Source organism: Bradyrhizobium sp. Ash2021 (genome assembly GCF_031202265.1).
Classification (GTDB): domain Bacteria; phylum Pseudomonadota; class Alphaproteobacteria; order Rhizobiales; family Xanthobacteraceae; genus Bradyrhizobium.
In genome coordinates this window covers 3,483,439-3,498,260 of the sequence record NZ_CP100604.1, presented here as the reverse complement: position 1 = coordinate 3,498,260, position 14,822 = coordinate 3,483,439, and the positions used below count along the sequence as shown (strand labels likewise).

Here is a 14,822-nt window from a genome sequence, read left to right as displayed (position 1 = left end):
CAGTGATTTTCCAGATTCTCTCCGTAGCAATCCTGCCGACTACGATGGCAGCACCGATCACGTCGGCCGGGCGCTTTTCGCCTTTTGGTCCTCTTGGCATTTGCAACACAACCTCTAGACTTCTTGGCCGATGATAACACCACTTGTTACCGGTATAATGGGCGCATACTTCACAAAGTTTATTACGCTGGCACAGGCGTTTGAGCTTGGAGGACTAGCTACCATCGTCTTGGCTGGACTTTGGATTGATTACGACCGGGACATAGCCAAAGCCGCCAAGGGGATTCAAAGAATCGAGGAGCGCGTCAATCAGTTCGCGGGAGAAGAGTTATTACAATGGGAATCTAAAAAGGGGCGCGGCGGCGTAATTGGAAAGCACCTCATCAAGTAAAAATTTCAAACTGAGACATTACCCGACGAAAGGAAGGACGTGGATGCCCGGGACATCTAGCGCGAAGACGCGCTTCGCGCTTTTGCCCGGGCATGACGAGAAGCGAGCGAGTGTCATGCACGGCATCACCCTCGGCAGCGAAACCGATTTCGACGGCTGGCGGAAAGCGGCCCGGACGCTGGCACTGCATGAAGTGCAGCCGTCGGCAGTGACATGGCGCGTCGGCAGCAACGGGCCCGAACCGGTCGAACCGTCCGCCGCGCCACTCGAAACACCGAACAATGCCATCAGCGTACCCGCAAAGTTCGTCGTGCTGGCGCAATCGGCGATCCTGCACCGCGATCCCCTGCGCTTTGCCATTCTGTATCGCCTGCTGTGGCGGCTGCGCGGCCATCACGATCTGCTCGGCGTCGCTGATGATCCCGATGTCTCACGCGTTCTTGCAATGGCGAAAGCCGTGCATCGCGACCAGCACAGGATGCGCGCCTCGGTCCGTTTCCGCGAAATCGGCCGCGAGCAAAAATCGCATTACGTCGCCTGGTTCGAGCCGGAGCATCACATCGTCGAAGCGACCGCGCCATTTTTCGCCAGCCGTTTCGCCGACATGCCATGGTCGATCCTGACCCCGGATCTCTGCGCCCATTGGGACGGCCACGCCGTCGCGATCACGCCTGGGATCGAGGCGCCGGGCGAAGACCGGCTGGAACAAACATGGCGGCGCATTTACGCCAACATCTTCAACCCAGCGCGGCTGAAAACGGTACTGCCGCGATAATCGCCGCGCGCGGCATAAACATTCCAAATGGCTGGGGAACCACAAATTGCCGTGACAAGCGGTGATAAAACGAAAAATAAATGTACAACCTTTAATTGATAGATGATATTATCGCATTGTCGGCAGGAAATTGGGGCGTCCTGTTCACGCCATGACGTTCCCATGAGGTCGGCGCGCTGCACGGTACGAACAGCCCCAGTGCTGTGCAGCGCGCGACCTACCCACCTTCCAAAATCTTTGGCGTTTGCATCGCTACCAGCGAAGGCCTGCGCAGCGTCGCGCCCATGGCGGCTGTCAGCGCCTCATTTCCGAGCATCGCGGTTCGAACATCGTGGCCCGCACAGCCAGCGGCTGCCCGCCAACTGCATCGCACCAGGAACTGGCGTTCCCGCCCGCATTTCCGTCCGCGGCAACGATGGGAACAGCCGATCCGCATTTCAATCAACTGTCACAAGCATCCGCCAAAATCGGAGGCATTGGGACAGGAGATTGCAATGAGCGATATGGCATTACCCGGTTCGATCGAACCCGCATTGCGGAAGGGTCCGGATCTCGACAAAGGCTTTCATCCACTGACCGGCATTATCTACATGGGGGTGGTCGCTGCCGCCCTGCTGTTCGTTGCCTACAGCATCTATTCCGACATCTATGCGACCGGCACGCGCGTCACCTCCTACATGCCCTATATCCTGCTCTTCGTCGCCTTGCTGATCGCGCTCGGCTTCGAATTCGTCAATGGCTTTCACGACACCGCCAATGCGGTCGCCACCGTCATCTATACCCGCTCGCTGCCGGCGCACATTGCCGTGGTCTGGTCGGGCATGTTCAATCTGTTCGGCGTGCTGCTTTCCAGCGGCGCCGTCGCCTTCGGCATCGTGTCGTTGCTCCCGGTCGAACTGATCCTGCAGGTCGGCAGCAGCGCGGGTTTCGCCATGGTGTTCGCGCTGCTGATCTCGGCCATCATCTGGAACGTGGGCACCTGGTATCTCGGGCTGCCGGCATCGAGTTCGCACACCCTGATCGGATCGATCATGGGTGTCGGCATCACCAACGCGCTGTTGCGCGGCCGCGACGGCACTTCCGGCGTGGACTGGTCGCAGGCCGGCAATATCGCCAAGGCGCTGCTGCTGTCGCCGCTGTTCGGCTTCGCGCTGGCCGCGATCCTGCTCTATGTCCTCAAGCTCATCTTGCAGCGCGCGACGCCTGCGCTGTTCGGAGAGCCGAAGGGCGACCAGCCGCCGCCATGGTGGATCCGGGGCGTCCTGATCCTCACCTGCACGCTGGTCAGCTTCTTCCACGGCTCCAATGACGGTCAGAAGGGCATGGGCCTCATCATGCTCATCCTGATCGGTACGGTGCCGACGGCCTATGCGCTCAACCGGGCAATGCCCGCGAGCCAGATCGAACAGTTCACGGCGAATTCGATGACCGCAAGCAAGGTCATCGAGGGCAAGGCCGCCGGTTACAACGTCATCGGCAACCCGCGGCCGGCCGTGACCAACTATGTCGCGCAGCACCAGATCAACGAGGGCACCTATCCGTCATTGGCGGTGCTGGTGCGCGACATCGGCACCCAGGTCACCCAGTATGGATCGCTGGCGAAATTCCCGGCGGAGACCGTCGGCAACACCCGCAACGACATGTACCTGGTCTCCGAGGCCATCCGCTTTCTGATGAAGGACAAGGAAGCCGAACTCTCCAGCGCCGATGTTGCCACGCTCAACAGCTACAAAGGCTCGCTCGACGCTGCTACGAAGTTCATTCCGGGCTGGGTGAAGTTCGTCGTCGCCATCGCGCTCGGCCTCGGCACCATGGTCGGCTGGAAGCGCATCGTCGTCACCGTCGGCGAGAAGATCGGCAAGACCCACCTGACCTACGCGCAGGGCGCCTGTGCCGAAATCACGGCGGCCGCGACCATCGCAGCGGCCGACGGCTACGGACTGCCGGTTTCAACCACGCACGTGCTGTCGTCCGGCATCGCCGGCACGATGGCGGCCAACGGAAGTGGGCTGCAATGGTCGACGATCCGCAACATCGCCATGGCCTGGGTACTGACCCTGCCGGCCGCGATGATGATCTCGGGCGCGCTGTACTTCGTGTTCTACCATCTGTTCTGAGAAACGCGCCTGCGGCGCTCCCTGCTGCGCCTAAACGAAAAAGGCCCGCGCCGAAAGTGCGGGCCTTTTTTTCTCGAAAGCGACTCCGGATCACCTCCTCGTCATTGCGAGCGAAGCGAAGCAATCCATTCTTTCCTTTCCGTGGAGAAATGGATTGCTTCGTCGCTATCGCTCCTCGCAATGACGCTGAGGGAGAGCCTCACGCCGCCAGCGTGTTCTCGACCAGCTTGATCCAGTACGAGGTGCCGTACACGATCGCATCGTCGTTGAAATTATAGGCGGGGTGGTGCAATCCGGCGGTGTCGCCATTGCCGCAGAAGATGAACGCGCCCGGCCGCGCCTGCAGCATATAGGAGAAATCTTCCGCGCCCATCATCGGCGGCGCTTCCATGACATTGGCGTCGCCGGCGATTTCCTTGGCCACCCGAATCGCGATATCGGTCTGCGAGGCGTGATTTTTCGTCACGGGATAGCCGCGCTCATAAACCAGATCGATCCTGGCGCCGGTCATCTGCGCGACACCGGCCACGACTTCGCGGACGCGCTTCTCGACCAATTCCCGGACTTCCTGGGTCAGGGTGCGCACGGTGCCCCGCAACTCGGCGGTCTGCGGGATCACGTTGCGGGCATTGCCGGCATGAAACTCGCAGATCGAGATCACCGCCGAGTCCAGGGGATCGATGGTGCGCGCGACGATCGATTGCAGCGCGGTGATCAGCTGCGAGCCGACCAGAACCGAGTCGATGCATTTGTGCGGCCGCGCGGCGTGACCGCCAAGGCCTTCGATCCTGATATCGATCGAATCGGTTGCGGCCATGATCGGACCTGGCCGGATCGCGAACGAGCCGACCGGAATTCCCGGACCATTATGCATGCCGTAAACCTGCTCGATGCCAAAGCGGTCCATCAGCCCATCCTTGATCATCGCGTCCGCGCCGGCGCCGCCTTCTTCCGCCGGCTGGAAAATCACGACCGCATCGCCGGCAAAGTTCCGGGTCTCGGCGAGGTAGCGGGCGGCGCCGAGCAGCATCGCGGTGTGGCCGTCATGGCCGCAGGCGTGCATCAGACCCGGCGTCTTGGAGGCGTAAGGAAGGTTGGTTTCCTCTTCGATCGGCAGCGCATCCATGTCGGCCCGCAGCCCGATCACCCTGATGTCGCCGTTGCCGGCGGGCTTCTTGCCCTTGATGACGCCGACCACGCCGGTGCGGCCGAGACCGGTGGCGACCTCATCGCAGCCAAATTCGCGCAGGCGATCCGCCACGAATGCCGCAGTGCGGTGCACCTCGTACAGCAATTCGGGGTTTTCATGGATATCGCGGCGCCAGGCCTGGATATCGGGTTGCAGATCGGCGACGCGGTTGACGATGGGCATGAGGGGTTCTCGACTTCGGGTTGGAACGCTTTGTCCTCTGTAGCATGCAAGCACCGGTCCACCCAACAACTAGAACGGTGCCCTGATCCGCGTGGCGGGCTTGTCCCGGCCATCCACGTCTGACTAATAGCAGCTCAAGAAGCATGACCGCCGGGAACAGGAAATGCCGCGCAGGCTTGAAGGTGATTTCGACTATATCGTCGTCGGCGCGGGCACGGCCGGCTGCATCATGGCCAACCGGCTGTCGGCCGACGCCAACAACCGCGTGCTGATCCTGGAGGCCGGCGGCAACGACAACTGGATCTGGTTTCACATCCCGGTCGGCTATCTCTTTGCGATCGGCAATCCCCGTTCGGACTGGATGTTCAAGACCGAGGCCGAACCCGGCCTCAATGGCCGCGCGCTGGCCTATCCCCGCGGCAAGGTGATCGGCGGCTCCTCGGCCATCAACGCCATGATCTCGATGCGCGGACAGGCCGCCGATTACGATCACTGGCGTCAGCTCGGCCTCACCGGCTGGGGCTATGACGACGTGCTGCCGCACTTCCGGCGGCTGGAAGATCACTTTCTCGGCGAGAGCGAACATCATGGCACCGGCGGCGGCTGGCGCATCGAGGCGCCGCGGCTGTCCTGGGACATTCTGGATGCGGTCGGCGACGCCGCGGTGGAAATGGGCGTCCCCCGGATCGCCGATTTCAACACCGGCGACAATGAGGGCGTCAGCTATTTCCACGTCAACCAGAAGCGCGGACGGCGCTGGTCCTCGGCACGCGGTTTTCTCAAACCGGTGCTGAACCGCGCCAATCTGCGGCTGGAGAAGAACGTGCTGGTCGATCGCCTGATCGTCGAGCACGGCCGCGCCGTCGGCGTGCGGTTCATGCAAGGCGGCGAGGTCGTCGAGGCCCGCACCAAAGGCGAGGTGATCCTCTGCGCCGGTTCGATCGGATCGACGCAGGTGCTGCACCGCTCCGGCATCGGCCCTGCGGACTGGCTCAGCCCGCTCGGCATCGACGTCGTGCTCGACAAGTCCGGCGTCGGGCGCAATTTGCAGGACCATCTGCAGCAGCGCGCGATCTACAAGGTGCAAGGCGTCCGCACGCTGAACGAGACCTACTACAATTTGTTCCGCCGCGGCCTGATGGGCCTCGACTATGCCTTCCGCCGCCGCGGGCCGTTGACCATGGCGCCGTCGCAGCTCGGTATCTTCACCCGCTCGGACGCTACCCGCGAGCGCGCCAACATCCAGTTCCATGTGCAGCCGCTGTCGCTCGACAAGTTCGGCGATCCCCTGCACCGTTTTCCCGCGATCACGGTCAGCGCCTGCAATCTGCAGCCGACCTCGCGCGGCACCGTGCGCATCCGCTCGGCGCAGCCCGACGAAAAGCCCGCGATCGCGCCGAACTATCTCTCGACCGACGACGACCGCCAGGTCGCCGCCGACGCCATCCGCACCACACGGCGGCTGATGAAGCAGAAGACGCTTTCGAAATATCACCCGCAGGAATTTTTGCCGGGCCCTGCCGTCGGCGACGACGATGCCTCGCTGGCCAAAGCCGCCGGCGATATCGGCACCACCATCTTCCATCCCGTCGGCACCGCGAAGATGGGCGCGGCGTCGGACCCGGCGGCCGTCGTCGACGAACGGCTGCGGTTTTACGGGATCGCGGGCCTTCGCATAGCCGATGCTTCGGTGATGCCGACGATCACCTCGGGCAATACCAACACGCCGACGGCGATGATTGCCGATAAGGGCGCCGCGATGATTTTGGAGGATTCGCGATAACGCAAAAAAATGCCGTCCCTTGTGACAGGGACGGCAACACGCGACGCTACGCGGTACTAGACCGAATTAATGCTGGCCGTGGTGCTCGGCGTGATGACGGCTGGCCTCGGCATGATGCTCCTCGGCTTGGCTGGCGTGGCCATGGGCGCTGTAGGCGTGGTGCGCGGCCTTGTCGTGATCGCCGGCCTCATGGTGCTTGGCGGCTTCGCGATGATGCCTGGCGGCGTGTTCGTGGTGCTCGGCAGCTTTGTGATGGTGCTCGATACCTGCGTGGTCGCTCATATCTGCTCTCCCGGTCTGGCGATTGAAGTCCGGCTGGTTTACCCAGGTCACCTGACACGGTGCTGACGGCGGCAAGACAGCTTTGTTGCAGCCGGGCCGGCTGGACGCCCTCTTCGTTCACGGAAACGTTACCGCCTCCCCGCCGGTTCCGGCGGAGGGGCCGGGAAGCCCGGGAATAAACCCCGCTCCGGCCCGATAACGTCCCCGGAAGCCCAATCAAGGGCTCTCTCTGGGAGATTTGTCATGAGCCACCACGATCATCACGACGACGAAAACCCGGGCGTCAGCCGCCGCCGCGTCCTGGAATGCATGACCTGGGCGGGCACTGGCGTGCTCTGGACGGTTACGGGCGGCGTGCCCCGTTCGCTCGGACTTGTCGACTCCGCGGAGGCCGCCGAACCGGCCGGAATGACCTTCCTGCAGATCAGCGACAGCCATGTCGGCTTCGACAAGCCGGCCAATCCCAACGCGCTCGGCACGCTCGAGGAAGCCATCAACAAGATCAAGGCGATCCCGACCAAGCCGTCGTTCATGATCCACACCGGCGACATCACCCATCTGTCGAAGGCCGCCGAATTCGACAACGCCGAACGCATCATCTCGCAGGCCAAGCTTGACGTGCATTACGTGCCCGGCGAGCACGATTTCATCGACGAAGAGGTCAAGCTCTACAAGGAGCGTTACGGCAAGGGCACCAAGGGCGCCGGCTGGTATTCGTTCGACGCCGGCGGCGTGCATTTCGTCGGTCTCGTCAACGTGGTTGACCTCAAGGCCGGTGGCCTCGGCAATCTCGGCAACGAACAGCTCGAATGGCTGGAGGACGACCTCAAGGGGAAATCGAAGTCGACCCCGGTCGTGCTGTTTGCCCATATCCCGCTCTGGACGGTGTATCCGCAGTGGGGCTGGGGCACCGAGGACGGCGCCCGCGCGCTGGAATACGTCAAGGGTTTCGGCTCGGTGACGGTGCTCAACGGCCATATCCACCAGGTGATGCAGAAGGTCGAAGGCAACGTCACCTTCCACACCGCGCGCTCGACCGCCTTCCCGCAGCCGGCGCCGGGCACCGCCCCCTCGCCCGGACCGATGAAGGTCGAAGACGCCAAGCTTCGCGGCCTGCTCGGCGTCGCCAGCATCAACTTCAAACAGAACAACCAGCCCCTCGCGATCATCGACACCCCGCTGCAGGGCTGAGAACCAGAGACCAAGGGAACTTGAAAATGATATCGGCAACTCTCCGCAGCCTTGGTCGTCAAAGGCTTGGCATTCGAAGGCTTGGCATTCGAAGCCTCGGCCTGGCCATCGCTGCGGCCATGCTCCTGCATGTCAATTTCGCCAGTGCTGAAGACGCCAAGGTCGAAACCGCCAAGGTCGAAGACACCAAGGTGATGATCGACAATTTCACCTTCGAGCCGGCACAGCTCACGGTGAAGGTCGGCACGACCGTGACCTGGACCAACCGCGACGACATTCCGCATACGATTGTCTCCGCGGGCAAGTTCAGATCGAAGACCATGGATACCGACGGCACCTTCTCGTTCACGTTCACGACAGCCGGCGAATACAAGTATTTTTGCTCGCTGCATCCGCATATGACAGGGACAGTCAAGGTTGAATAGCCTGCGAAACCAAGGCAACACTGCGGTGTCCGGCGGCTGGATCGAACCCGGTCGGGCACCGTTGTTGTCTGTAGCAGCCGGACGAGAGGCGATGCCCGTCAAAGCATCCGACGACAATCCCGAAAAGGCGCGGCGGTTTCGCGAAGCCGCACTGCCGTATCTGGATGACGCCTATACGCTGGCGCGCTATCTGCTTCGCAACGCCGCCGACGCCGAGGACGCGGTGCAGGAATGTTACCTGCGCGCCTTCAAGCATTTCGACAGCTATCGCGGGCCGGCGATGAAGCCGTGGCTGTTCGCGATCCTCCGCAATGTCTGCCGCGCCGAATATGCACGCCGGGCAACCACGCCGACCAGCGCGATCGAGGACGTGCCCGAGAGCGCCGAACAGGCGCCGCTGTGGCACGAAACCCAGGAAACGCCGGAGGCGCAGGTGTTGCGCCGCTGGGATTCGGACACCATCCGCCGGCTGGTGGCCGCGCTCGCCGAACCGTTCCGGGAGACTTTTGTGCTGCGGGAAATCCAGAATCTTTCATACCGCGAAATCGCCGATGTCGCCGAGGTGCCGGTCGGCACCGTGATGTCCCGGCTCGCGCGCGCCCGCGCCATGCTGCGATCGGCATGGATGGCGGAACAGGAGCAAGTGAAATGACCTGCGACGAAGCCGAAGTTCTTCTTCACGCGCTGATTGACGGCGAACTCGACGCCGGACATGCGCGCGACGTCGAAACCCATATTGCAGGCTGCCAGCACTGTGCGGCGGCGCTGAGCGACTATCGCGAAATGAGCAAGGCGGTGGCGGACGCCGATCTGCGCTACAAGGCGCCGCCTGAATTGCGCCAGCGCATCGAGGCCGCGCTGCCGCAACCCCAGGCGCAGGTGGTGCCGATGCCGAGCCGGCGCGCGGTGCTGCGCGGCTTTGCGATGGGATCGGCGGTGTCAGCGCTGGCCGCGACCGGGCTCGTCGCCATCGTGCTGCGCAACGACGATATGGAGCGGATCCAGTCCGAGGTGGTGTCGGCGCATCTGCGCTCGCTGCAGGCGGGACATCTCATCGACGTGACCTCCACCGACCAGCACACGGTAAAGCCTTGGTTCAATGGCAAGCTCGACGTGTCGCCGCCGGTGATCGACCTGACCGCGCAGGGCTTTACGCTGATCGGCGGCCGGCTCGATTACGTCGACGCCCGCGCCATCGGCGCGGTGGTCTACCGAAGGCGCCAGCACGTGATCAATCTGTTCGTGGCGCAGACCGCCAGCACCGAACGCCGCTCGGCGAAAATCGAAACGGTGCAGGGCTTCAATATCCGGCACTGGAGCAATCGGGGATTGAACTACTGGGCGGTCAGCGATCTCGCCAAGGACGAACTCGCCGAATTCGGCGACAAGTTCGAGGCCGCAATGGGAAGCAATACCGGCTAGAAGCAGGACGGGGCATTGACGGCTGGAATTGTTGCCTACGCCGACTTCCGCACCGCGTTGTCGACCAGCGTCTTGCCGAGCGACCAGATCGCGCCGGGGACCTTGTGGCTGGAGGCGATCACGGTGTCGAACGCCTTTTCGATCCAGCTGCAATCCTCGTCGGTGATGACGAGCGGCGGCAGCAGCTTGATGGTGTGGCTGCCGTGGCCGGAGACCTGCGTCAGGATCTTGTGATCCTTGAACAGCGGCACGGTGATGAGCTGGCAGAACAGGCCCTTGTTGGCGGTTTCCAGCACATTCCAGGATGCCTTGAGCCGCAGCGATTTCGGCGGACCGAACTCGACCCCGATCATCAAGCCCTTGCCGCGCACTTCCTTCAGCAATTCGTAGCCCGGCACCATCCGGGTCAGCGCCAGCCGGAGCTCGGCGCCGCGCTTGGCCGCCTGCTCGACCAGTTTTTCGGCCTTCATCACTTCGAGCGTGGCGATACCGGCCGCCATCGCCAGATCATTTTTCGCAAAGGTCGAGCCGTGCACGACGGCGCGGTCCATCTGATTGAAGATCTTGTCGAAGATGTTCTTGCGGGTCAGAAGCGCGCCGACCGGGACGTGTCCGCCGGACAGCGCCTTCGCCAGCAGCACCATGTCGGGTTCGACATTCCAGTGCTCGACCGCGAGGAATTTTCCGGTGCGGCCGATGCCGGTCTGGATCTCATCGGCGATGAACAACGATCCGTATTTGCGGCAGAGTGCGGCGGCCCCCGGCAGGAATTCATCGGAGGGCATGTTGACGCCCTTGCCCTGGATCGGCTCGACGATGAAGGCGGCGACCTGTCGCGACGACAGGGCCTGCTCGAGCGCTGCGAGATCGTTAAAAGGGATGGCGGTGCACCCCGGCAGCAGCGGCTCGAAGCCGCCGCGAAAATTCGGATCGTCGGTCAGCGACAGCGCGCCATAGGACAGCCCGTGGAAGGAATGGGCGCAGTAGACGATGCCGGGCCGGCCGGTCGCGCCGCGCGCGAACTTGATCGCGGCTTCGACGGTTTCCGCGCCGGAATTGGCAAAGAACACCTTGTCCAGATATGGGACATGTTCGAGCAAGCGCTCGGCGAGCACGCCCGCTAGCGTTGAAACGTCAAGCTGCACCAGATTGGGCAAATCGCTGTCGAGCACGCTCTTGAGCGCCTGGCGCAGCGCCGGATGATTGCGGCCAATCGCAAAAACGCCAAAACCGCTCAGTAGATCGAGATACTTGGCCCCATCGCGATCGAAGAGATATTGACCTTGCCCCTTCTGAAAGCCGACATCGTAGCCGATGGTCTTGAGCACGCGAACGAGCTGCTCGTTCAAATGGCGCGCATGCATGGAACTGCGCTGCGCCTGCCGCTCCACAAACATCTCGGAAACGTCTAGATTTGAACTTAGCATCCGCTACATACTTCGCTTGATGGCCATTTCGTCAACTGAAAACGCTCATTGCGGTGCGTTTTGCCCCCCGCTGGATCATCTAATTAAGCATAGGTTCAAACCATGTTGCACTGCCCAAGGACGATCGCGCGCACAATAGCCTATTCCGGACTTTTTTTGGCCACGGGTCTTTGCTCGGCGCTGGCGGCGGACCCTACCGGCGACTGGAAGGTGGCCGATGGTGTCGCCAACATCCGAGTCGCGCAATGCAATGGCAGCATGTGGGGTGCCGTTGCCTGGGAGCAAAGGCCGGGTGGCAAGGATATTCACAATCCGGATGCCTCAAAGCAGACAAGGCCGACGCTCGGCATGCCGATCCTGATCGACATGAAGAAAAAGGCGGGCGTCGATGCGTGGGAAGGCCAAGTCTATAACGCCAAGGACGGGCAGTTTTACAGCTCGACCATCAAGCCAACTGGTACCGACCAGATGGAGATTCAAGGCTGCGTACTGGGCTTTCTTTGCGGCGGCGAGACCTGGACCCGCGTCGCGCCTCCGATCCCCTCAAGTCCGGCGAACAGCATGGCCAAGGGCGCGGTGAAGGGCACGACGCCTGCTCAGGCGAAGGCTGGAGCACCGGTCAGCCCGAAGACCACCGGTTCAGTGAACCCCGCTCCCAAGCCTGCCGGACAAAAGCAGGCCGCCGCGCCGTCAGGTGACGTCGTTGGCGATATCTGTCTCCTTCCCGATATTGCGCGGTTTGCCCATTAGCGCGGGCTGGAACAGCAGCACCGCGGCAAGGGTGGTGACGAGCGACAGCGCCAGCAGCTTGCCCATGCTTGCTGTGCCCGGATGGCTCGACAGCCACAGGCTGCCGAACGCCGTGGCCGTCGTCATCGCACTGAAAAAGATCGCGCGCGTCAGGCTGGTCTGCAGCAGATTCGTTCTGCCCGAGCGCCACGCCGTCACATAATAAATCTTGAACGCGACGCCGACGCCGAGCAGCAGCGGCAATGCTACGATATTCGCGAAATTGAGCGGCAGCCCGATCAACACGCAGATCTCCAGCGTCACGATGCCGGCCACCAGCAGCGGGATCAGCGTCATCAGCACGTCGGTGATCCGCTGCAGCGTCAGCCAGAGCAACAGGCCGATCACGACCAGCGCGTAGATGCCGGCGTGGATGAACGCGCTCACGACGACGTCGCCGGATTTGAGGATCGAGACCGGTCCCCCGATCGCGGTCGGCTCGGCGACCAGAACGGCATCGGCGAACCGGCGCAGATTGTCGTTGTCGTTGGGATCGCCCTTCGGCAAGGCCTCGACGCGCATCAGGCCGTCCTTGGTCTTCCAGCCGTTGACGAGATCGGCCGGCAGCGTCTTCAGGCTGACCGGCTGTGCCTGCAGCGTGTTCTTCAACTGGTCGAACACGATCTTGAGCGGGGCGACGAAAACATCCTGGGTCTTTTCGCGCGTGGCCTGACTGGATTCGGCAAGCTTTGACAGTGCGTCAGCCAACCGTCGCGCGGCGTTGGCGCCCGCACTCTTGTTGTCGCCGGCGGTTTTGCGCAGGCTCTCGACCGAGCTCTTCAGCGCGTCCACATTCTCCGCGTCAGAGGGCGCCGCATCGATGGAATCGGGATTGAGCGCCGGACCAACCACCTTGGCGGCCTGCGCGATCAGCTTCAGCTTGGCCGGCTGGTCCTCCGGCACGAAGCTGTCGAGCGACATGACGCGAAGCACTTCCGGCAGCTTCTCCAGCTTTGCTTCGATCTTCTTCGCGTCGGCCTCCGAATTCGTCATCACATTGATGGCGTTGGCGCCGGTGTTCGGATCCTTTCTCAGATCGAGGAAGGTCGCGATCGACTCGGCGTTCTTGTTGCGAAGATTGATCGGATTGAAGTCGAACTTCATGAAATAGAGCAGCGGCAGGCCCGCCACCGCCACCAGCAGCGTGCCGACGATGATGATGACGCGATGCTTTTCGAGGAAGTGGTCAACCGGCGCCAGGAACGCATAGCCGACGGGGTCCTTTTCCCCGGGAGGATTGAGCAGGTCCAACAGCGCCGGCAACGTCGTGATGCTGGTCAGGAACGCAACCAGCATGCCGGCGCCGGCGATCTTGCCGAGCTCCGAGATGCCCTTGTAGTCGGTCGGCAGGAAGCACAGGAAACCCGCCGCCGTCGCCATCGCCGCAAGCGAGAGCGGCACCGCGGCGCGACGCGCCGCATTCTCCAGCGCCAGCGGCAAATTGTCGTTCTTGAACCGCTCGGAACGGTAGCGGACGCTGTACTGAATGCCGAAGTCGACGCCGAGACCGACGAACAACACCGCGAATGCGATCGACAGCAGGTTCAGCGAGCCCACCATCATCAGGCCGACTGCCGTGGTGACCGAAAGGCCGACGAACAGATTGACGAACACGGCGAAGATGATCTTCGCCGAGTGCAGCGCCAGCCAGAGAATCACAAGCACGATCACGACGGTGCCGATGCCATTGGTGATCGCGCCGTCCTGCACCGTGGCGTATTCTTCATTGGCCATCGGAACCGGTCCGGTCAGCCGGACCCGCGCGCCGTATTCGCTGGCGAAATTGAGATCCTTGGCCGCCTGCCTGATCGCGTCGGTGGCGTCCTTGCCGGGCTGCAGCGCGTTGTAATCGAGGATCGGCTTGAATTCGATGAAGGAACGCCGGTCGGCGTCGGTCGACGGCTTGTCGCTGGTGAGCTCGCGCCAGGAGAACGTGCCGGTTCCCTTGCTCACCACGTTCTCGACGGTCTGGGCGATCAGGTTGAAGGGCCGCTCGGCATTTTCCAGCTTGGCCTGCCCGCGCTTGATGCCGGCCAGGCCGGTTTCCAGCGCGCCGGTCAAACCACGGATCGACGGATCGCCGGCCATGATCTCGATCAGGGGCGCTGCGGATTCGAGCTGGCCGGTGACCTGGCCGACCTCTTCCACCGGCAAGAACAACAGCCCGTTCTTTTCAAAGAACTCGCCCGAACCGAGCGGCGTCACCGACTCGAAATTCCGGGTGTCGCCGGAAAGCTTCTGCGTCAGCGCCTTGGTCGCGGCACTGGAGAGTTCAGGCGTCGGGGCCTCGACCACGGCCAGAATCAGCCGCTCCCGGTCGAACGCCTCCTCGAACTGATTGTCGCGCTTGCGCCAGTCGAGCTCGGACGAAATCAGCTTGTTGATGTCGGTGTTGATGGAGAAGTTCCGGGCGGTATAGAAGCCCGCGCCGATCGCGAGGACCAGCGAGACAATCACAACAGGAATGGCAAACCGCGTACACGTTCTAACAATCGAGACAACAGTACTTGTCAGCACATCGATTCTTTCTCAGGCTTAAGGAGCTTGGGCTTAAGGAGCTTGCCGAAAACGCCCGCTGTCTAGCGGAGTTCCAGGGACCGATCTAATGTTGTTTTGGTTACCGTCTTCGGGGTTCAAGAACGGGCAACAAAACAGCGCAAAACGGCGTTGAAGGCTCGGTATAGACCGCCACGAAGGGCGATAAAGTGGCGGCCAGCGAAGGCAAGAGGGTCGCAGGGGACGAGCGGGGCGTATCATATTACCGTAGCATGGGATGGCGGGCGCGAACTTTCGCGTTGCACCTTTTCGAAGCGCTGATTTTTTGACACAAAGCCCTGTGCTTCCATGC

12 protein-coding genes and 1 pseudogene are annotated in these 14,822 nt (G+C 62.3%); 10 read left to right on the top strand and 3 right to left on the bottom strand.

Going from position 1 to position 14,822, the window contains the following annotated elements; translation table 11 throughout:
* Positions 1–130 precede the first annotated feature (130 nt).
* The 3 genes and pseudogenes from NL528_RS16565 (at position 131) to NL528_RS16555 (ending at position 3,283) form a co-directional block, all read left to right on the top strand.
* Entirely contained in the window at positions 131–391 is a 261-nt protein-coding gene (locus NL528_RS16565; RefSeq protein ID WP_309183752.1) for a hypothetical protein, read from the top strand.
* Between the two features lie 115 nt (positions 392–506).
* Positions 507–1,148: pseudogene (locus NL528_RS16560) on the top strand (TIGR03915 family putative DNA repair protein); the annotation flags it as partial.
* Between the two features lie 512 nt (positions 1,149–1,660).
* Positions 1,661–3,283 carry an inorganic phosphate transporter gene (locus NL528_RS16555; protein WP_309183751.1) on the top strand — a complete coding sequence of 541 codons (1,623 nt, stop codon included), beginning with the start codon at positions 1,661–1,663 and terminating at the stop codon, positions 3,281–3,283.
* A 199-nt stretch (positions 3,284–3,482) separates the two neighbouring features.
* Here NL528_RS16555 and NL528_RS16550 read toward each other — a convergent pair whose 3' ends face one another.
* Positions 3,483–4,655: a M20 aminoacylase family protein gene (locus tag NL528_RS16550; protein ID WP_309183750.1), complete on the bottom strand. Its 1,173-nt coding sequence runs from the start codon at positions 4,653–4,655 to the stop codon at positions 3,483–3,485.
* A gap of 163 nt (positions 4,656–4,818) precedes the next feature.
* On the opposite strand from NL528_RS16550, the gene NL528_RS16545 reads away from it, so the two are divergent.
* From NL528_RS16545 to NL528_RS16520, 6 genes are all read left to right on the top strand, one after another.
* Positions 4,819–6,438, top strand: coding sequence for a GMC family oxidoreductase N-terminal domain-containing protein (locus tag NL528_RS16545; protein ID WP_309183749.1), 1,620 nt, complete (start codon positions 4,819–4,821; stop codon positions 6,436–6,438).
* Between the two features lie 69 nt (positions 6,439–6,507).
* Entirely contained in the window at positions 6,508–6,786 is a 279-nt protein-coding gene (locus NL528_RS16540) for a hypothetical protein (protein WP_309183748.1), read from the top strand.
* 177 nt (positions 6,787–6,963) lie between these two features.
* On the top strand, positions 6,964–7,911 hold the full coding sequence (locus NL528_RS16535) for a metallophosphoesterase (RefSeq protein ID WP_309183747.1): 948 nt from the start codon (positions 6,964–6,966) through the stop codon (positions 7,909–7,911).
* Positions 7,912–7,937: 26 nt separating this feature from the next.
* Entirely contained in the window at positions 7,938–8,336 is a 399-nt protein-coding gene (locus NL528_RS16530) for a cupredoxin family copper-binding protein (RefSeq protein ID WP_375144018.1), read from the top strand.
* Between the two features lie 91 nt (positions 8,337–8,427).
* On the top strand, positions 8,428–8,988 hold the full coding sequence (locus tag NL528_RS16525) for a sigma-70 family RNA polymerase sigma factor (RefSeq protein WP_309183746.1): 561 nt from the start codon (positions 8,428–8,430) through the stop codon (positions 8,986–8,988).
* Positions 8,985–9,758 (top strand): anti-sigma factor, encoded by a 774-nt coding sequence (locus tag NL528_RS16520; protein ID WP_309183745.1) that lies wholly within the window; start codon positions 8,985–8,987, stop codon positions 9,756–9,758. The genes NL528_RS16525 and NL528_RS16520 overlap by 4 nt, the downstream gene beginning before the upstream one ends.
* Before the next feature lie 35 nt (positions 9,759–9,793).
* On the opposite strand, the gene hpnO is transcribed toward NL528_RS16520, so the two are convergent.
* The gene (gene hpnO, locus NL528_RS16515) at positions 9,794–11,185 is read right to left on the bottom strand and encodes an aminobacteriohopanetriol synthase HpnO (RefSeq protein ID WP_309183744.1); all 1,392 of its coding nucleotides are present in this window, start codon (positions 11,183–11,185) and stop codon (positions 9,794–9,796) included.
* A gap of 102 nt (positions 11,186–11,287) precedes the next feature.
* Here hpnO and NL528_RS16510 point away from each other — a divergent pair, with 102 nt between their 5' ends.
* Positions 11,288–11,935, top strand: a complete 648-nt coding sequence (locus NL528_RS16510) for a DUF2147 domain-containing protein (protein WP_309183743.1) — start codon at positions 11,288–11,290, stop codon at positions 11,933–11,935.
* On the opposite strand, the gene NL528_RS16505 is transcribed toward NL528_RS16510, so the two are convergent.
* Positions 11,876–14,491 carry an MMPL family transporter gene (locus tag NL528_RS16505; protein WP_309183742.1) on the bottom strand — a complete coding sequence of 872 codons (2,616 nt, stop codon included), beginning with the start codon at positions 14,489–14,491 and terminating at the stop codon, positions 11,876–11,878. The two genes, NL528_RS16510 and NL528_RS16505, sit on opposite strands and share 60 nt — an antisense overlap.
* Between the last annotated feature and the right edge of the window lie 331 nt (positions 14,492–14,822).